Here is a 16,921-nt window from a genome sequence, read left to right as displayed (position 1 = left end):
CGGTTGGGCGCGGTCGGTCGGGCGCGGTGGGTCGGGCGTGGTCGGCCTGGGCGGTCGGCCGGTTGGGCGCGGTCGGTCGGGCGCGGTCGGTCGGGCGTGGTCGGGCTGGGCGGTCGGTCGGGCAGGCGGTCGGGCGGGGGCGGTGCGGTGTCCTCCCGCCCATCGGGGTTGCCCGGCCCCCCTACCGTTCGGGTCATGACGACGCGACGGGCGGTGGGGAGCGTACTCGTGCTGGCCGGCGGGCTGCTCATCCCGCTGGCCGTGGCCGGCCTCGCCGGCGGCAGGGCGGGGATGGTCCCGCTCGGGCTGCTCGGGCTCGCCCTGCTGGCGGCCGGGCTGGCGGGCCTCTCCTCGGTCGGTGACCGCCGGCCCCGGTACGGCTACGCCTCGGCGACCTCGACCAGCGGCCCGGGTGGGGGCTGGTACGGCGGGGGCCTGCCCACCGGCACTGTCGGCGCCGACACCCACTACCCGGGCGGCTCGTCGGGCGGCGGCTCGTCGGGCGGCGACTGGTCGGTCGGGAGCGACTGGTCGGTCGGCGGCTCGTCGGGCGGCGGCTCGTCGGGCGGCGGCTCGTCGGGCGGCGACTGGTCGGGCGGCGACTGGTCGGGCGGCGACTGGTCGGTCGGGAGCGACTGGTCGGGCGGCGGCTCGTCGGGCGGCGGCTCGTCGGTCGGGAGCGACTGGTCGGTCGGCGGCTCGTCGGGCGGCGGCTCGTCGGTCGGGAGTGACAGCGGCGGTGGCGGCGGCTGGTGACCGGAAGGGCCGCGGTGCCCTGCGTTCCTGGACGGTGGCTGGCCTTGGCGGTGGTCGCCGGTGATCGACTCTATGTCGGCGACATGGGGGTGTCCGAGGCGGCGGGAGGCCTCCTTGTCGGCGACATGGCGCTGCCCGAGGCGCCGGGAGGCCGCATGTCGGCCACATGGCGCTGTCCGAGGCGCCGGCTGCGGCACAATGCGGGGGTGCGCACTGAGGTGATCACCGTCCAGACCGGGTCCCGGCCGACCGTCCGGGACATCACCGCCGAGGCGGAACGGTTCGTATCCGGCCAGGGCGACGGGCTGCTGCACGTCTTCGTGCCGCATGCCACGGCCGGGCTCGCGGTGATCGAGACGGGGTCCGGCTCGGACGACGACCTGCTGCGTGCCCTCGACGACCTGCTGCCCGCGGACGGCCGCTGGCGGCACCGGCACGGTTCGCCCGGCCACGGGCGGGATCACGTGCTGCCGGCCTTCGTCCCCCCGTACGCGACCCTGCCCGTGGTGGGTGGGCGGCTCGCGCTGGGCACCTGGCAGTCGATCTGCCTGGTGGACACCAACGGCGACAACCCCACCCGCCAGGTCCGCCTCTCCTTCCTCCCAGGCTGACGAGCCTCCCGCGCAAAGCACCTACCGGGTTCGCAACTTCGGGGAAGTTGCTGGATTCTGACGCGTCGAGGGAACATCTTCCCCGAAGTTGTCGCTTCCCGACGGGCGCGGCGGGCGCCAGCGGAGCGCCTGCTCCGCTTACTCGTCAGCAGGATGTTCGGCATGGCCCCGTCGTCTTCTCGCAGCTCAGGGTCCGGGGCGGGCGACCGCGTGGGCCTCGCGCGGGAAACCGTCGGCGGATCATGGACGTCGCCTCGGCCGTGCGGCATCACCAGGACGTGGAGATCGCCGAGCTGGGCCTCACCGGCGGTCACCCGTGCCCTGCACCAGCTCGACCCGGACGCCCGCTGCCGGGCGCGCGACCTGGCCGAGCAGCTGCGTTGCGACCGCTCGAACGTGACGGGTCTGGTCGACAAGCTGGAGCAGGCCGGCCTGGTGGAGCGCCGGGTGGATCCGGTCGACCGCCGGCAGAAGACGCTGGTGGTGACCGACGCCGGGCGGCGGATGCGCAGCCGCGTCGATCAGGTGATGGCGGCCGCGTCGATCAGGTGATGTCGGACTCCCGACTGCTCGCCGGGCTCTCCGAGCAGGAGCTGACCATCTTCGGCGAGCTGGTCCGCAAGGTCTCCGCCGGCGCCCGCCCGGAGCAGGGCGGGCCGGAGCGAGCCTGAGCCGTCCCGGGCGGATCGTGTCCGGGTGGGCGAGGTGAGCCCGCGTCGGTAATGCTGTCCGACGTGACCACCCCGCAAGATCTCGACGACCGGCTCCGGGAGGCCCTCGGCGCGCTCGCGCCCGCGACGCGGCGGGCCGACCCCGCCGAGCCCGTCCGCGACGGCTCGCCGTTGACCGGAGCCCAGTTGCTGGACCTCTTCGACGCCCAGGTCACCAGCCGGCAGCTCGACCTCGCCGCGCGGTGGCTGCGCAGCTTCGGCGAGGGCTTCTACACCATCGGCTCGGCCGGCCACGAGGGCAACGCGGCCGTCGCCGCCGCGCTGCGCCCCGGCGACCCGGCGCTGCTGCACTACCGCTCCGGCGCGTTCTACTGCCTCCGGGCGGCGCAGTCCGCGGGCGAGGTGGCCTTCCCGCCGGCCGCGGCGACGACCGGAGATGCCGTGGGCGGGGACGAGGCTGGGCCCGGCCCTGACTGGCCCGCCGTGGGTGGGGGTGGGGTCGGGCGCGGCCCTGACCGGCCTGCCGTGGGCGGGAACGAGGCTGGGTCCGGCCCTGACTGGCCCGCTGCGGGTGGGGGTGGGGTCGGGCCCCGCCCTGACCGGCCCGCCGCCGCCGGGGACCGGGACGCCCCCGACCTCGCCGCGCTGGCCGGGGGCGCGACCGTAGCAGAGGACCCTGCCGGTCCGGCAGAAGGCCCTGCCGGCCCGGGGAACCCTGCCGCATCCGGCGACCCCGCCGCGCTGGACGGGAGCCCGGCCGGAGGGGAGGGCGCCGGGCCTGGAGGGGAGGGCGCCGGGCCTGGAGGGGAGGGCGCCGGGCCCGGAGGGGAGGGCACCGGGCCCGGAGCCGAGGGCGCCGTCGTCCGGGCCCGGGCCGCCGGCGGATCGGCGAGCGACGGGGAGTCCACCCCCGCCGGCGTCGGGCCGTTCGGCGCCACCGTCGCCGGGGACGGCCCCGAGGACGCGTACGCGAGGGCGGCCCGGGACGTGCTGCGCGGCGTGGTCGCCTCCGCCCGGGAGCCGATCGCCGGTGGCCGGCACAAGGTGTTCGGCCACGCCGACCTCGCCGTCGTGCCGACCACCTCCACCATCGCCTCGCACCTGCCCCGGGCCGTCGGGATGGGCCTGGCGCTGGAGCGGCTGCGCCGGCGGGATCCGGCGGCGCGGCGGGCGGCGGCCCGGGCGGGCGACGACGGTGCGACGCCCCGGTCGCCGTGGCCGCCCGACGCGATCGTGGTCTGCTCGTTCGGCGACGCCTCCGTCAACCATGCCAGCGCCACCGCCGCGTTCAACACCGCCGGCTGGTACGACCACACGGGACTGCGTATCCCGGTGCTCTTCGTCTGCGAGGACAACGGCCTGGGCATCAGCGTCCGCTCGCCGGGGGGCTGGGTGGAGGCGACCCTGCGGGCCAAGCCGGGGATCCGCTACTTCGCCGCCGACGGCACCGACGCGATCGGGGCGTACGAGGCGGCCGTGGAGGCGGCGGGCTGGGTGCGCCGGCACCGGCGGCCCGCCGTGCTGCACCTGTCAACCGTACGGCTGATGGGGCACGCCGGGGCGGACGCGGAGACCGCGTACCGCAGTCCCGGCGAGATCGCCGCGGACCTGGCGCGGGACCCGGTGCTCGCCACCGCGCGGCTGCTGGCCTCGGCCGGCGTGGCCACGGGGGAGGAGTTGCTGGCCCGGTACGACGAGCGCGGCTGGCAGGTACGCCGGATCGCCGAGGAGGTGATCGGCGAGCCTAAGCTGGCCTCGGCGGCCGACGTGGTCGCCGAGATCGCGCCCCGGCGGCCGGCCCGGGTGGCCCGCGCGGTGGCCGACGCGGCGGTGCGGGCCGGCGGGCCGAACTCGGCGGCTCGCCTGGCGGCGTTCGGCGGCAGGCCGCCCGAGCTGGCCGGCCCGCTCACCCTCGCCCAGAGCATCAACGCGGCGCTCGCCGACGGCATGCTCGACCACCCCGGCGTGGTCGTCTTCGGCGAGGACGTGGCCGCCAAGGGCGGCGTGTACGGGGTGACCAAGGGGCTGCGCGACCGCTTCGGCCCGGCCCGGGTCTTCGACACGCTGCTCGACGAGACCTCGATCCTCGGCCTCGGGCTGGGCGCCGGCCTGGCCGGGCTGCTGCCGGTGCCGGAGATCCAGTACCTGGCGTACCTGCACAACGCCGAGGACCAACTGCGCGGCGAGGCGGCCACCATGCGGTTCTTCTCCTCCGGGGCGTTCCGCAACCCGCTCGTCGTCCGGGTGGCCGGGCTGGCGTACCAGGAGGGCTTCGGCGGGCACTTCCACAACGACAACTCCCTCGCCGTGCTGCGCGACGTGCCGGGGCTGGTGATCGCGGTGCCGGCCCGGCCGGACGACGCGGCGCCGATGCTGCGTACCTGCCTGGCCAGCGCCGCGGTGGACGGCAGCGTGTGCGTCTTCCTGGAGCCGATCGCGCTCTACCACACCCGCGACCTGTACGCCGACGGCGACGGGGAGTGGCTGGCCGGGTACGCGGAGCCGGGCGCGTGGGCCGGCGCCCACGTGCCGGTCGGCCGGGCCCGGGTGTACGGGGTCGGCTCGGCCGAGGACGTCACGATCATCACCTTCGGTAACGGCGTACGGATGTCGCTGCGCGCCGCCGCGACCCTGGCGGACGAGGGGGTCGGCACCCGCGTGGTGGACCTGCGCTGGATCGCTCCGCTGCCGGTGGCGGACATCGTCCGGGAGGCCTCGGCGACCGGCCGGGTGCTGATCGTGGACGAGACGCGCCGCTCCGGCGGGGTCGGCGAGGGGGTGATCGCGGCGCTGGTCGACGGCGGGTACGTCGGCGCGGCGCGACGAGTTGCCGGAGTTGACTCGTTTGTACCATTAGGTCCGGCGGCCCGCCAGGTGCTGGTCTCCGAGGAAGCCATCACCCAGGGTGCCCGTACGCTGCTGGCGCGGTAAATTCCGTTCCACCCGGTGCGCCACTTGCGCAGGGAGGCACAAGTGTGTGGACTTTGCCTGACGGCGTCGCAGCGATGCCGCGAGCAGGGATGAGATGAGGAGGCACGCGACAGTGAGCGCGACCGCTGGTCAGGCCGCCGACGGGGTACGCAGCCTGGCGGACCGGTTCGGGATCGAGCCGGGGATGGTCGTCATGGAGATGGGGTACGACGAGGACGTCGACCAGGATCTCCGGGACGCCCTGACCGACCGCTGTGGAGAGCTGGTCGACGAGGACACCGACGAGGTGGTCGACGCGGTGCTGGTCTGGTACCGCGACGGCGACGGTGATCTCTTCGAGCTCCTCGTCGACGCCCTCGGCCCGCTGGCCGACAACGGCGTCGTGTGGCTGCTGACGCCCAAGGCCGGGCGGGAGGGTCACGTCGAGCCGAGCGAGATCGCCGAGTCCGCGCCCACCGCCGGCCTGCAGCAGACGTCCACGGTCAACGCCGGCCGGGACTGGAGCGGCGCCCGGCTCGTGCTGCGCCGGGGCACCAAGGCCAAGAAGTAGTCGGCGTACCGGCCCCTCCGCGGGCCGGGCCACAGTAGACGGGGCGTGCCGGGTATGGCAGGCTGACGCCACCCCTAAACCTGACACCCCCAAGGAGTACCATGCCGATCGAGGTTGGCGCCGAGGCGCCGGACTTCGTGCTGAACGACCAGAACAACCAGGAGGTCCGGCTGTCGGACTACCGCGGCAAGCGGACGGTGCTGCTGGTCTTCTACCCGCTCGCGTTCACCGGCATCTGCCAGGGTGAGCTCTGCGAGGTGCGGGACAACCTCAACGAGTACGTCAACGACGATGTCCAGGTGCTCACCGTCAGCGTCGACTCGGTCTACAGCCACAAGATCTGGGCCGACAAGGAGGGCTACCAGTTCCCGCTGCTGGCGGACTTCTGGCCGCACGGCGCGGTGGCCCAGGCGTACGGCGTCTTCAACGACGTCGCGGGCATCGCCAACCGGGGCACGTTCGTGATCGACAAGGCGGGCGTCGTCCGCTTCGCCGAGATGAACATGCCCGGCGAGGCGCGTGACCAGCAGGGCTGGCGCAAGGCCCTCGCGGAGGCCGCGGCCGCCTGATCCCACCCAGATACGCCGTTGCGACGGGCCGGGGCCCGGCAGGTAAACTTGCCGGACTCCGGCCCGCCGCGCGGGGCGTTCCGGGCGCGTAGCTCAGTGGGAGAGCACTCGCCTTACAAGCGAGGGGTCGCAGGTTCGAAACCTGCCGCGCCCACCACCAACCACCAGCACCCCGGCCGTGGTGGCCTGGTCGGACACCCGGCGGATGGCCAGCATGGCGATGTCGTCGGTCGGACGCTCGGTGTCGAGGGCCGCCATGACGGCCGCGCACACCTGGTCCGCAGGTGCCAGCGGGACGGCGGCCCGCAACCGGGCGAGGCCGGCGTCGATCAGCTCGCCACGGCGTTCGACGAGCCCGTCGGTGTAGCAGACCAGCACCGCTCCCGGCGGGAAGTCCAGGGCCGCCGTGCGCCGGGCCGGCGGCCGTCGGCCGGTGCCGAGCGGGAGGTCGACGTGCGCGGCGAGCAGGGCGGCCGGTCGGTCGGGCGCGACCAGCACCGGGCGCAGGTGCCCGGCCACGGAGATGCGGATGGTCGCGCCGTCGGGAGAGATCATCGCGTACAGGGCGGTGGTCAGGCTGCCGGTCTCGAAGTGGACCACCTTCCGGTCCAGCAGGCTCAGCGCCTCCGCCGGGTCGTCGCAGACCAGCGCGTACGCGCGCAGCGCGCTGCGGATCCGGCCCATCACCACCGCCCACTGCAACCCGTGGCCCGACACGTCACCGATGACCACCCCGACCCAACCGGACGGGAGAGTGAACACGTCGTACCAGTCCCCGCCCACTCCGGAGACGTGGCCGGGCACGTAACGGGCGGCCATCTCCAGTCCGGGTACGTCGGGCAGTTCGGTGGGGAGCAGGCTGCGTTGCAGGGCCAGGGCGGCGTTGTGGTCCAGGCTGTTCGCCCGGGCCCGGCTGGCCTGGCCGACCCGGTCGGCGACCAGTTCGAGCAGCCGGACCTCGTCGGGGGTGAACCGGCGTAACGTGAGGGTGCCGACGTGCAGGACGCCGGCGAGTTCGCCGTGCGCGAAGACCGGTACGCCCAGCAGGGACCGGACGCCGGTCTCCAGCAGGATCGGGTTGACCACCCGGTCGGGGGTCACGTCCTCGATGATGACCGGTGGCGGGCCAGGGCGATCCGGCCGGCGAACCCACCGCCGACGGAGACCCGGAAGCCCTGTCGCACCTCCTCCTCCAGCCCCTTGGCGGCGGTGGCCACGAGCTGACGGGCGTGCACGTCGAGCAGGAGGATGGCGGCGGTCGACGTGCTGCAGGTCACGGACCCGGTCGAGCAGCTCGTCGAAGACTCTCGGTGGACAGCCCGGCGGGGCCCCGCGCCGGCAGTGCGGCGGGGCCGGCTCGGCCCGGCTCGTCGTCCATCCTGAGAATCATGCCCCAGCCGTCGGCCGGCCGCCGCCACCGCACGGCGGGTTCGGACGGGTCGGGGCGGGACGCGGCCGGCGGTCGGCCCGGACGTCGTACGGCTGGTGTTGGATCGGTCCCGACGAGTTACCCGCCGGAGCCGGAGGTGCCCCGATGCCCCATGCCGACGTCAACGGGCTGTCGCTGTGGTATCAGGTGCACGGCTCCGGCCGCCCGCTGGTCCTGCTGCACGGCGGGTTCGGCGCGGCGGAGACGTTCGCGCCCGTCCTGCCCGCCCTGACCGGGCGACGGCGGGTGATCGCGGTCGACCTCCAGGGGCACGGCCGCACGGCCGACGTCGACCGCCCGCTGCGGTACGAGTCGATGGCCGACGACGTCGCCGCGCTGATCCGCCGTCTCGACCTCGGCGAGGTCGACCTGATGGGCTACTCGCTGGGCGGCGGGGTGGCCCTGCGTGTGGCGATCCAGCACTCCGCGCTGGTGCGCCGGCTGGTGGTGGTCTCCGCGCCCTGCCGCAGCCAGGGCTGGTATCCCGAGGTGCTGGCCGCCATGGCCGCCCATGACGAGCAGGCCGCCGAGCGGATGCGCGGCACCCCGTCGCACGAGCTGTACGCCCGGATCGCCCCCCGTCCCGAGGACTGGCCGGCGCTCTGGGTCAAGTCCGGCGACCTGCTCCGCCGCGACTACGACTGGTCGGCGGAGGTGGCCGCCCTGACCGTCCCCGTCCTGCTGGTGTTCGCCGACGCCGACTCGGTCTCCACGGCCCACGTGGTGGAGTTCTTCGGGCTGCTCGGCGGCGGCCGGCGCGACGCCGGCGGGGACGGCGCGGCCCGGCCGGCGTCCCGCCTCGCGGTGCTGCCGGGGCTGACCCACTACGACATCGTCCGCTCGCCGGCGTTACCCGCCGTGGTGCTCCCGTTCCTCACCACCCAGGTGCGCGAGCCGGCCTGAGCCGGGCCGCCGCGTGGCGCCGACGTGCGGTCAGCCGAGACGTGCGGCGAGCCAGGGGAGGAGGGCGTCGGCCTGGGCCTGCTGGAACGCCCGCAGGCCGGGGATGCCCGCCGGCGCCGGGTACCGTGCCGCGTCGACGAAGAAGCCGGCCAGGCCGACGAGTACGCCGGTGACGTCGGCCGGGTCGGCGTCGGCCGTCATCGGCCGGGTGCGCAGCAGCGCCTCCGTGTCGTGGCCGCCGTGCAGCCGCACGTTCACCAGCAGCAGGACGGTGTCCAGCCAGGCCGGCCCCCGGCACGCCCACGGCCAGTCGACGACGCTCACCCCGCCGTCCGCGCCGATCAGCAGGTTGTCCGCGCGCAGGTCGCAGTGGCAGAGCGTGTCGCCGGCCAGGGCGGCGACACCCCGGTCGGCGCCGGCACGCAGCTCGTCGAGGTGGGCCCGCGCCCACGGGTCGAGGCGTTCGGGCGGGTCGGCGGCGATGCGGTGCCAGCCGGCGAAGTCGTACCCGAGGCGCTCGGCGGCGGTCGGCGCGTGCGCGACCGGCGCGGGGGTGAGCGCGGTGGCCATGGCCTCCAGGGCGGTCAGCACGGCGTCCAGTTCCGGGCCGCTCCACGGGGTGGCCGGGTGCCGGCCCGCCACGTCGTCGAAGACCAGGGCCACCCACTCGCCGTCGTCGTGGCAACCCCACAGCCGGGGCGCGGGGGCGGACGCGGGCAGCGCCGCGGCGTTGCGCGCCTCGGCGCGGTGCATGCCCGGGCTCCGGTCGTTCTGCGCCGGGCTGACGGCCTTGACGAAGGCCCGCCGGCCGCCGGCCGTGCGCACCCGGTCGGCGCTGCCGGGGGACCAGCCGCCGGACTGCGACTGCGCCGCCACGACCCGGTCGCCGATGATCCGCTCCACCCCGGCCCGCACGTGCTCGGGAAGGTCCGTCCAGCCGATCCGGGTACGCGTCGTTTCGCCCATCGGGCCACCGTGGCGCAGGCTGCACCGGTGGGGCAACCGATTAGCCGCCCGAGGCGGGCGCTTCCGGTTGTCTCGGGCCGCCCCGCCTGACGACCCGGCGACGTGGCGCATCATGACCGGCGCCGAGGCCGCCCTGCGGATCGGCCAGCTGCTGCCCGACGGGGTGGCCACCCCCGGCACGCTGCTGCGGGTGGCCCTGGACGACGGGGTGGAGGTCGGCTGGATCTGGGTCAGCCTGCCCGGCCCCGGGCCCGTCCGAGCACGCCCTGGATCCACAACATCGAGGTGCATCCGGCGCACCGGGGACGCGGACACGGACGGCGGATGATCCCGCTCGCGGAGGCCGAGGTGGGCCGACTCGGGCACGACCAGCTCGGGCTGAACGTCTTCGCCCACAACACCAGGGCGATCCGGCTCTACGAGAGCCTGGGCTTCGAGGTCACCAACCAGCAGATGCGCAAGCCGCTCACCCCGGACTTCGGCGGGGCGCCGCCGCGCTGACCGCCCCGGGCATGCCCCCGGGCGCAGCGGGAACGCCACCCGGAAGGCACCCCGCTGGGAGGAGCGAGGCGATGGCGGACCGCACCGGGCTGACGATCGGTGTGCTGGGCTCGTACGGCGGGCGCAACCTCGGCGACGAGGCGATCCTCACCGGCCTCCTGGCCGACCTGCGACACCACGAACCGGACGCGCGGATCGTCGTCTTCTCGCGCAACCCGGAGCACACCGCCAGGGAGCACCCCGACGTCCAGGCGGTGCCGTGGGAGGGGGTCAGCCGGGTCGACTCGGCGCAGGTGCTCGCCGGGCTGGACCTGCTGATCCTCGGCGGCGGCGGCATCCTCTACGACCGGGAGGCCCGCCGCTACCTGCGGGTGGTCCGGGTCGCCCAGGAGCGGGGGCTGCCCCTGCTCACGTACGCGGTCGGGGTAGGCCCGCTCTCCGAGACGGTGGACACCGGAATGGTCCGGGAGACGCTGGCCGGCGCCGTGGAGGTGACGGTGCGGGACCAGGAGTCCCGGATGGTGCTGGAGGAGGCCGGGCTGACCAACCCCGTCACGGTCACCGCCGACCCGGCGTTCCTGCTGGAGCCGCAGGAGTTCCCCGAGGAGCTGCTGCGCGAGGAGGGGGTGCCGGCCGGCAAGCGGTTGGTCGGGATGAGCGTCCGTGAGCCGGGCCGCGCCGCCGAACGGCTCGACGTGGACGGCTACCACCGGCTGATCGCCCAGATCGCCGACTTCCTGATCAACCGGATCGACGCGTACGTGTTGTTCGTGCCGATGGAACGCGACGACATCCGGCACTCGCACGGGGTGATGTCGCACATGACCGCCGCCGAACGCGGCCGGGTCCTGCACGGCGACTACTCGCCCCGGCAGGTGCTCGGGCTGATGCGGCACTTCGACCTCGCCGTCGGCATGCGGCTGCACTTCCTGATCTTCGCGGCGATGGTGAACACGCCGTTCCTGCCGCTGCCGTACGCCGGGAAGGTCTTCGACCTGGCGCAGCGGCTCGGCGTGCCGGCGCTGCGCGGGGTGGAACGGGAGGTGGAGGGGCCGCTGCTGGCCGAGGTCGACCGGCTCTGGGACGAGCGGGAGCAGCGCGCCGCGCAGACCGCCCGCCGGGTGGCCGACGTCTGCGACCAGGCCCGGGGCACCTCCCAGGTGACCGGCGCGGTGCTGGAGAGCCTGCGTTCCCGGCGGCTGGCGGTGCCGAGCCGCAGCTGAGGCCGGGGCGGAGCGGGGAGGACGCGCCGGATCAGACGGCAGGGCCCCGCCACCGGTAGAGCCACCCGTCCCGGTCGCCCACCGACTCCAGCTCGTAGATGTCGGCCTCGGCCAGCCCCCGCTCCCCGACGTGGTGGTGGGTCAGCGGCGGGCGGCCGTTGCTGTCCAGCTCGACCGTGACCGTCTGTCCGTCGGCCGCGCCGCCCGCCAGCGGGATCTCTGCCGTTGATGCCATGGGCCCATCCTGCCCCGGCGGCGGTCGCCCCGCAGGGTGATGGCCGTGCCGCCGCCGGGTGCCGCTGGGCTACCGTTCGGGAATGGCCGGAATACCTGTCGATCCCATCGTCGAGCCGGTGGTGCGGGCCCGCGCCGGCGACGAGCGTGCCGTGCTCGAATCGTTCCTCGACTTCCACCGCGCGATCGTGCTGCGCAAGGTGCGCGGCCTCACCGACACCGACGCCCGGCGCCGACTGGTGCCGTCGGCGACCACCCTGGCCGGGCTGCTGAGGCACCTGGCCCTGGTCGAGCGGAACTGGTTCGTCTGCCTGCTCGATCCGGGGCCCGGCGACGTCTACCTGACCAGCGAGGACGAGGCGACGGCGAGCTTCGCCCTGGACGGGTCGGACACCATCGAGTCGCTCGCGGCCGGCTACGAGCGGGCCTGCGCCCGGTCCCGGGAGATCGCCGCGCGCTTCGACCTCGACCACGTCGTGCCCCATCCGCAGCTCGGCGAGGTGTCGCTGCGCTGGATCCTCACGCACATGATCGAGGAGACCGCCCGGCACGCGGGCCACGCCGACATCCTGCGCGAGCTGACCGACGGTTCGACCGGGGCGCTCTGACCCGGATCCGCGGTTAGGAGGACAAAACCGTGTGGCATAGATGAACGGATGCCTTGCCAGCAGGGACAATTGGGATTGTCGAGACACCAATCCGTCGCTGCGGAAGGACACCCGTTCGGTGAGGAAGATACCTGGTTTGGCTGGCCGGGTGGGTATCGGCGCTCCGGACGCGTCGTTGACCCCGGTCTCGGGTGTGGTCGCGGTGGCCGAGTTGGTCGGTCGGCTGGGTGTGATCGCCGTGTTGGATGACGCGGTCGGTGTGATCAAGCAGCGGGATCGGGGCCTGCCCGCGGGCGGGTTCCTGGTCGCGGTGTCGCAGGCGCAGATGTTCGGGGCCGAGTTTTGGACTGGGTTGGATCGTCGCCGGGCGGATACGACTGGGGAGGCATTGTCGGTGGTGACGACGCCGGCCTCGACGACCGCGGTGGGTCTGGCCGGCCGGTTCGGCCCGATGCAGCTGGCCGGCATCGAGGAAGGCATCGGGGAGATCGTCTGCCGGGTGCTGGGGTTGTTGCCGGCCGCCCGTCGGGCCGCGCTGCGCGGTGGGACGGCCACGATCGATCTGGACGGCACCGACGTCGAGTGCTACGGGTCGAAGAAGGCAGGGATCGCCTACAGCTACAAGGGCGCCCGGGCCGGGCGGCCGCATGTGGCCTGCTGGGCGGAGGCCGGGGTGGTGACCGCCGCGGACCTGCTTGCCGGCGATGAGGATCCCCGCTCCGGGGCAGGGTCGCTGATCGAACGTAGTGTGGCCACGCTGCGCGCGGCCGGGGGCACTGTCCGGCCGAGGGTCCGCGGTGATGTGGGCTACTTCGCTAAGGACATCGCGCAGGCCGCGGTCAAGGCTGGCTGCGACTTCTCTCTCGGGGTGACCCGCAACCCCGCGGCTTGGCGGGCCGCCGCCGCGATCCCGGATCGTGCGTGGCGCAAGGCCAAGCGGATGAAAGGCGCCCAGGTCGCCGTGTGTGACTACGCACCGGCCGGCTGGCCGCCGGGCACCGTGTGCGTGGTGCGGCGGGTGAAAGTCCGCGCGCGGGACATCTCCACCGACCCGCGCGCCCGCCGCCGGCGCACCATCCCCAAGGGCCAGCTCGCCCTGGCGTTGGACGGCCTGGTCGAGCACGTGTACGCGTACTCGTTCATCGCCACCAACCTGGACGTGTCCACTCCCGCCAAGGCGGTCGAGGCCGAGGCCTGGCACCGGATGCGCACCGACATCGAGGATCGTATCCGCGATGCCAAGCACGGCGCTGCACTGCGGCACCTGCCCTCGGCCAGCCGGACGGCCAACACCGTGTGGATGTGGGGCGCGCTGCTGGCTGTGAACCTGTCCGCCTGGTTACAGGAGTTGGCAGGCCTTGACGGCGGTGACGGCCGCAGCCGGGCACACCTGGGAACTTTGCGCCACCGGCTGCTGATCGTGCCGGCCCGGCTGGTCCGCCACGCCGGACAGATCACCCTCCGGCTACCACCCGGTCAACAACTACTGGCCCAGGTCCTGGCCCGACTACGCCGGCTACCCATCTGGACCTGACCACCCGCCCCTATCGGCCCTCGACCCAGCCCATGGAGACCAGCGAACCCGGCGCAACCCGGGCCACCGGCATACCCGCCGACCGAAACACCACACCACTCATCAGCCACCGCCCATCTATCCCGATCATGCCTCTGCTATCCGCGGATCCGGGTCTGACCACGGAAGCGGTCGTGGCCATGCTGTGGGAAGGCGCCCTGCCCCGGAGCGGGTACGGGCCGACGCCCTGGTCTCCGTGGCCAGTCAAGAGGGCGTGATTGCCGCCGTCGACACTGAGATCAAACTCCTCGACGCGGTACACAACCTGAACAGGATCTTTCGCCATGACGCCAGACAGAGGACCACTTGACAGTTGAAGATCGAAAGCTGTGCGACAGGCTCGCGCCTGAACCGCCGCCGCGCGAAACCCGCCCGGCCAGGACCCGGACAGCCACCCGGATCGCCCAATCGCCAACCCACCCGCCGCTGCGATGTCCACACCGTCACCAGAAGCGAAGCCGGGAAACCGACCCCCGAGAAGGAGAAATCCACCAATTCCCGGCCGCGCCGCGCAGGTTAGAGATCCAGTTGGGAATGGAGTGGGCGCCGACTGGTCAGGTGACCACGTCGAGAAGCGGCTCTCCGAGGAGCGCTTTCCGTGCTCTCTCGATCACGCCGTTCTGTAGCGCGTCGAGTGCCCGATTGGAGCGCCAGGCCATGTGCGGGGTGAGGATGAGATTCGGCGCCGATCGCAGGGGATGCTCGGAGGGGAGAGGCTCCTGTCCGAAGGTGTCGAGGCCGGCGCCGGCGATTCTCCCGGTTCGTAGAGCTTCGGCGAGCGCGGATTCATCGATGAGGCCGCCGCGTGAGACGTTCACGATAACCGCGCCGCGTGGCATCCGGGTCAACACGTCCGCTGAGATGAGGCTGGCAGTGTCCTTGCTCAGCGGGACGTGGAGCGAGACGATGTCGGATGTGACGAGCAACTCGTCGAGTGGAGCCGCCGGGAAGTCCGAGACCTCGATGAATGGGTCGTAGACGCGGACGTCGGCGCCCAGTGCGCGATACCAGAGCGCGACCTGTCGGCCGATGCGGCCCATGCCGATCACCGCCACCCTCAGCTCGTCGAGCTTTGGGGCGTCGAACGCGAGATTCCCGGCCCATCCACCTGAAGCGATGGCGTTCTGGCCTTGTGGAATCCGCCGCACGAGGGCGATGCCCATCGCAAGGGCGTGTGAGGCGACTTCAAGGCTCGATGCTCCGGGGACGATCGACACTGGAACACGGGCACGGCGAGCGGCGTCGACGTCGACGTTGTCGTAGCCGATGCCGTAGCGGACAACGGCGCGGCAATGGCGCATGGCTTCGAAATCCCGCGCCTCGATCTTTGCGTACGGGGTCAGAAGGATCACCGCTGCCTCAGGGATCCTCGCTCGGAACTCCTGGACGTCGCGAGCGGCGACGAGTTCGATCCCGAACTCCTCGGCGAGGCGCTTCTCGCGTTCCAGCCCGGGGAACTGATGGGGGGCGACGAGGATCACGCCGGAGAGCCTCTCCTGCGTAACAGTCGTTGTGCTGTGCGTCTGAGACATCTGGCCTTCTTTGGATTTTCGGTGGGGTCCGTGGCAATGGCTTCGGTGCTCGGCGTCCGACGAACCCATCGGTGCGTCAGTCGAGTCTCCTGCCTCCTGGCGTGACGTCCCGTTCCCTTTCGCAACCGGTTATAATCCGTTGTCTTTTGCGGAAGAATCGAGATGCGCTCTCGTATGCGTGCGCCTCGCGCGGCAGGATGGAACGTCGACGCGGGTGCGGAGGAGGGACGATGGAGGTCAGGCAACTGCGGGCGTTCCTTGCGGTCGCTGAGCTACTCCATTTCGGTAGGGCCGCGGAGAGTCTCTTCATGGCCCAAGCGCCGCTGAGCCGCACGATCAAGAGCCTCGAGAACGAACTCGGCGCGGCATTGTTCGAGCGCACCACGCGTTCGGTTGAGCTCACGCCCGCGGGCGAGGCGCTTCGCGAGCCGGCGATTGCCGCGCTGGAGGCGCTGGATCGTGCCGAGGCGGCGGTTCGTGGTGCGATCAGCGGCGAGATCGGGCGCGTTGCGATCGAGTTCAGCGGGGTCGCGGCGCACCCGATCATCGCCCGGCTCGCGCGCATGATGAAGCGCAACCACCCCGGCGTCCGGCTTGACTTGTCGTCGCAGACGCTGTCGCGTCCCTCGATGGAGCGGCTGATCGACGGCAAGATCGATCTCGCGTTGGGCCGATGGGACCACACTCCGCCCGGTATTGGTACACACCTGATGCGCCGCGACGGGCTGGCCATCGCGATTCCCGCCGCTCATCGACTGGCGGCCATGGCGGCAGTGTCGTTCGAGCAGGTCAAGAACGAGTCGTTCGTGGCGCTGCCCGCCGCCGGCGGCTCTGTCACGACCGATCGGCTGCGGCGGCTGGCGTACGCCACGGGCTCGTCGATCGATCGCGTCCAGTTTGCGCCCGACACCCATTCGTGCATTGCCCTGGTGAGCGCGGGCGTCGGCCTCCACCTGGCGCTGTCGTCGGTCGGGCAGCGGCTGGGCAGCCCTGACGTCGTCTTCCTCCCGCTCGCCGAGAGCGACGCGGAGCGGATGCCGGATGTGCACCTGCGTGCTGCATGGCGCGTCGATGACGCGCGACCTGCCGTGCGGATCGCTCGCCACACTCTCCTGCTGCTCGCGGAACGAGCGTAACTGTTCAGCTGGTTCCGGGGGTCCAGGCGTGTCCGTTGTGGAGTTGAGTGAGGGCGTCGAGAGCGCTGTTTCCTGTTTGCGGGCGGTGGACAGGTAGCTGCGGATGGCGCAGAACGTCTGGGCTCCGGTCCAGGTACGTAGCCCGCCGCTGGTCGGAGTTTGACCATGCGGATGTCCCGTTCGGCGAGGGAGTTGTCGAACGGCACGCGTAGATCGTGGGCGAAGCGCATCACGTCGGTGGCGAACCCGCCGAGACGGGCGAGCAGGTTCACCGCCGGGGACCGGGCCCCGTGTCCGGCCGGGCGGGGATTGGCTGCCCTGCCAGCGGCGATGATGGTGCCGTAGCGGCGTCGGTAGGTTTCCAGTAGCCGATCGTCGATGGCATGGGCGCCGACGGTTCGGGCGTACCGGGTGGTGTCGTTGATCTCGCACAACAACCGAATCATCTGCTCGGCCCACACCTGTCCCGGGTCGGTATCGGGGATCCCGGCGAGTTCGCGCAGGTGGTGGGCGTTGCAACTGGTGAGCGAGGCCGTGGCGGCGGTAGGGGGTGTAGCCGTCGTGCACGGCGATGCCGGTGACGACGGGCAGCACCCCGACGGGGCCTGTCCGATTTTCGGCTCTGACACAGAGACGGTGGTCGGGGTGACTGGTCTATGCGAGCAGGATTCGTTGTCGTAGGAGCGCGAAGCCGGCTCGGCCGTACATCTGCCGCTTCAGGAACTTGA

At 72.8% G+C, this 16,921-nt stretch carries 16 protein-coding genes, 1 tRNA gene and 3 pseudogenes; 14 read left to right on the top strand and 6 right to left on the bottom strand.

Annotation, left to right across the window (positions count from 1 at the left end):
• Nucleotides 1–195 precede the first annotated feature (195 nt).
• The 7 genes and pseudogenes from ACGFIZ_RS16510 (at nucleotide 196) to ACGFIZ_RS16480 (ending at nucleotide 6,245) form a co-directional block, all read left to right on the top strand.
• Nucleotides 196–756 (top strand): hypothetical protein, encoded by a 561-nt coding sequence (locus ACGFIZ_RS16510; RefSeq protein WP_393420023.1) that lies wholly within the window; start codon nucleotides 196–198, stop codon nucleotides 754–756.
• 206 nt (nucleotides 757–962) lie between these two features.
• On the top strand, nucleotides 963–1,367 hold the full coding sequence (locus ACGFIZ_RS16505; protein ID WP_347666076.1) for a YjbQ family protein: 405 nt from the start codon (nucleotides 963–965) through the stop codon (nucleotides 1,365–1,367).
• Nucleotides 1,368–1,609: 242 nt separating this feature from the next.
• Nucleotides 1,610–2,038, top strand: a pseudogene (locus tag ACGFIZ_RS16500) (MarR family winged helix-turn-helix transcriptional regulator).
• Nucleotides 2,039–2,089: 51 nt separating this feature from the next.
• Nucleotides 2,090–4,969 (top strand): transketolase C-terminal domain-containing protein, encoded by a 2,880-nt coding sequence (locus ACGFIZ_RS16495; RefSeq protein WP_393420021.1) that lies wholly within the window; start codon nucleotides 2,090–2,092, stop codon nucleotides 4,967–4,969.
• Between the two features lie 112 nt (nucleotides 4,970–5,081).
• Nucleotides 5,082–5,519, top strand: a complete 438-nt coding sequence (locus ACGFIZ_RS16490) for a DUF3052 domain-containing protein (RefSeq protein WP_347666078.1) — start codon at nucleotides 5,082–5,084, stop codon at nucleotides 5,517–5,519.
• A gap of 101 nt (nucleotides 5,520–5,620) precedes the next feature.
• The gene (locus ACGFIZ_RS16485) at nucleotides 5,621–6,088 is read left to right on the top strand and encodes a peroxiredoxin (protein WP_393420018.1); all 468 of its coding nucleotides are present in this window, start codon (nucleotides 5,621–5,623) and stop codon (nucleotides 6,086–6,088) included.
• 82 nt (nucleotides 6,089–6,170) lie between these two features.
• Nucleotides 6,171–6,245, top strand: a tRNA-Val gene (locus ACGFIZ_RS16480).
• 101 nt (nucleotides 6,246–6,346) lie between these two features.
• Here the strand turns inward: ACGFIZ_RS16480 and ACGFIZ_RS16475 are convergent.
• Both ACGFIZ_RS16475 and ACGFIZ_RS16470 read right to left on the bottom strand, forming a co-directional pair.
• Nucleotides 6,347–7,174: pseudogene (locus tag ACGFIZ_RS16475) on the bottom strand (PP2C family protein-serine/threonine phosphatase); the annotation flags it as partial.
• Nucleotides 7,175–7,185: 11 nt separating this feature from the next.
• On the bottom strand, nucleotides 7,186–7,365 hold the full coding sequence (locus tag ACGFIZ_RS16470; protein ID WP_393420016.1) for a hypothetical protein: 180 nt from the start codon (nucleotides 7,363–7,365) through the stop codon (nucleotides 7,186–7,188).
• Nucleotides 7,366–7,622: 257 nt separating this feature from the next.
• On the opposite strand from ACGFIZ_RS16470, the gene ACGFIZ_RS16465 reads away from it, so the two are divergent.
• Nucleotides 7,623–8,420, top strand: a complete 798-nt coding sequence (locus tag ACGFIZ_RS16465; protein WP_393420014.1) for an alpha/beta fold hydrolase — start codon at nucleotides 7,623–7,625, stop codon at nucleotides 8,418–8,420.
• Between the two features lie 30 nt (nucleotides 8,421–8,450).
• Here ACGFIZ_RS16465 and ACGFIZ_RS16460 read toward each other — a convergent pair whose 3' ends face one another.
• Entirely contained in the window at nucleotides 8,451–9,386 is a 936-nt protein-coding gene (locus tag ACGFIZ_RS16460) for a phosphotransferase family protein (RefSeq protein WP_393420012.1), read from the bottom strand.
• Between the two features lie 112 nt (nucleotides 9,387–9,498).
• Here ACGFIZ_RS16460 and ACGFIZ_RS16455 point away from each other — a divergent pair, with 112 nt between their 5' ends.
• From ACGFIZ_RS16455 to ACGFIZ_RS16445, 3 genes are all read left to right on the top strand, one after another.
• The gene (locus ACGFIZ_RS16455; protein WP_393420011.1) at nucleotides 9,499–9,714 is read left to right on the top strand and encodes a hypothetical protein; all 216 of its coding nucleotides are present in this window, start codon (nucleotides 9,499–9,501) and stop codon (nucleotides 9,712–9,714) included.
• Complete coding sequence (locus tag ACGFIZ_RS16450; protein ID WP_393420009.1) at nucleotides 9,672–9,887, top strand: GNAT family N-acetyltransferase; 216 nt, start codon at nucleotides 9,672–9,674, stop codon at nucleotides 9,885–9,887. The genes ACGFIZ_RS16455 and ACGFIZ_RS16450 overlap by 43 nt, the downstream gene beginning before the upstream one ends.
• A 71-nt stretch (nucleotides 9,888–9,958) precedes the next feature.
• Nucleotides 9,959–11,110, top strand: coding sequence for a polysaccharide pyruvyl transferase family protein (locus ACGFIZ_RS16445; protein WP_393420007.1), 1,152 nt, complete (start codon nucleotides 9,959–9,961; stop codon nucleotides 11,108–11,110).
• 31 nt (nucleotides 11,111–11,141) lie between these two features.
• On the opposite strand, the gene ACGFIZ_RS16440 is transcribed toward ACGFIZ_RS16445, so the two are convergent.
• Nucleotides 11,142–11,345 carry a hypothetical protein gene (locus ACGFIZ_RS16440; protein WP_393420005.1) on the bottom strand — a complete coding sequence of 68 codons (204 nt, stop codon included), beginning with the start codon at nucleotides 11,343–11,345 and terminating at the stop codon, nucleotides 11,142–11,144.
• Between the two features lie 82 nt (nucleotides 11,346–11,427).
• On the opposite strand from ACGFIZ_RS16440, the gene ACGFIZ_RS16435 reads away from it, so the two are divergent.
• Both ACGFIZ_RS16435 and ACGFIZ_RS16430 read left to right on the top strand, forming a co-directional pair.
• On the top strand, nucleotides 11,428–11,952 hold the full coding sequence (locus ACGFIZ_RS16435) for a DinB family protein (protein WP_347666086.1): 525 nt from the start codon (nucleotides 11,428–11,430) through the stop codon (nucleotides 11,950–11,952).
• A gap of 148 nt (nucleotides 11,953–12,100) precedes the next feature.
• Nucleotides 12,101–13,486 carry an IS1380 family transposase gene (locus ACGFIZ_RS16430; RefSeq protein WP_393420003.1) on the top strand — a complete coding sequence of 462 codons (1,386 nt, stop codon included), beginning with the start codon at nucleotides 12,101–12,103 and terminating at the stop codon, nucleotides 13,484–13,486.
• Nucleotides 13,487–14,079: 593 nt separating this feature from the next.
• On the opposite strand, the gene ACGFIZ_RS16425 is transcribed toward ACGFIZ_RS16430, so the two are convergent.
• On the bottom strand, nucleotides 14,080–15,057 hold the full coding sequence (locus tag ACGFIZ_RS16425) for a C-terminal binding protein (protein ID WP_393420001.1): 978 nt from the start codon (nucleotides 15,055–15,057) through the stop codon (nucleotides 14,080–14,082).
• Between the two features lie 230 nt (nucleotides 15,058–15,287).
• Between ACGFIZ_RS16425 and ACGFIZ_RS16420 the strand changes: the two genes are divergently transcribed.
• Nucleotides 15,288–16,193: a LysR family transcriptional regulator gene (locus ACGFIZ_RS16420; RefSeq protein ID WP_393419999.1), complete on the top strand. Its 906-nt coding sequence runs from the start codon at nucleotides 15,288–15,290 to the stop codon at nucleotides 16,191–16,193.
• 167 nt (nucleotides 16,194–16,360) lie between these two features.
• Here the strand turns inward: ACGFIZ_RS16420 and ACGFIZ_RS16415 are convergent.
• Nucleotides 16,361–16,822, bottom strand: a pseudogene (locus ACGFIZ_RS16415) (transposase); the annotation flags it as partial.
• Between the last annotated feature and the right edge of the window lie 99 nt (nucleotides 16,823–16,921).

The sequence above is a fragment of the Micromonospora sp. NPDC048830 genome (assembly GCF_043198215.1).
In the GTDB taxonomy this organism is placed as follows: Bacteria; Actinomycetota; Actinomycetes; order Mycobacteriales; family Micromonosporaceae; genus Micromonospora.
This window is presented reverse-complemented; position numbering and strand designations above follow the sequence as displayed.

Bases quoted from the DNA above. Each gene is read 5' to 3' on its own strand.
- ACGFIZ_RS16510 (WP_393420023.1), top strand. From the start codon at position 196: ATGACGACGCGACGGGCGGTGGGGAGCGTACTCGTGCTGGCCGGCGGG.
- ACGFIZ_RS16495 (WP_393420021.1), top strand. From the start codon at position 2,090: ATGCTGTCCGACGTGACCACCCCGCAAGATCTCGACGACCGGCTCCGG.
- ACGFIZ_RS16485 (WP_393420018.1), top strand. From the start codon at position 5,621: ATGCCGATCGAGGTTGGCGCCGAGGCGCCGGACTTCGTGCTGAACGAC.
- ACGFIZ_RS16465 (WP_393420014.1), top strand. From the start codon at position 7,623: ATGCCCCATGCCGACGTCAACGGGCTGTCGCTGTGGTATCAGGTGCAC.
- ACGFIZ_RS16460 (WP_393420012.1), bottom strand. From the start codon at position 9,386: ATGGGCGAAACGACGCGTACCCGGATCGGCTGGACGGACCTTCCCGAG.
- ACGFIZ_RS16455 (WP_393420011.1), top strand. From the start codon at position 9,499: ATGACCGGCGCCGAGGCCGCCCTGCGGATCGGCCAGCTGCTGCCCGAC.
- ACGFIZ_RS16445 (WP_393420007.1), top strand. From the start codon at position 9,959: ATGGCGGACCGCACCGGGCTGACGATCGGTGTGCTGGGCTCGTACGGC.
- ACGFIZ_RS16440 (WP_393420005.1), bottom strand. From the start codon at position 11,345: ATGGCATCAACGGCAGAGATCCCGCTGGCGGGCGGCGCGGCCGACGGA.
- ACGFIZ_RS16435 (WP_347666086.1), top strand. From the start codon at position 11,428: ATGGCCGGAATACCTGTCGATCCCATCGTCGAGCCGGTGGTGCGGGCC.
- ACGFIZ_RS16425 (WP_393420001.1), bottom strand. From the start codon at position 15,057: ATGTCTCAGACGCACAGCACAACGACTGTTACGCAGGAGAGGCTCTCC.
- ACGFIZ_RS16420 (WP_393419999.1), top strand. From the start codon at position 15,288: ATGGAGGTCAGGCAACTGCGGGCGTTCCTTGCGGTCGCTGAGCTACTC.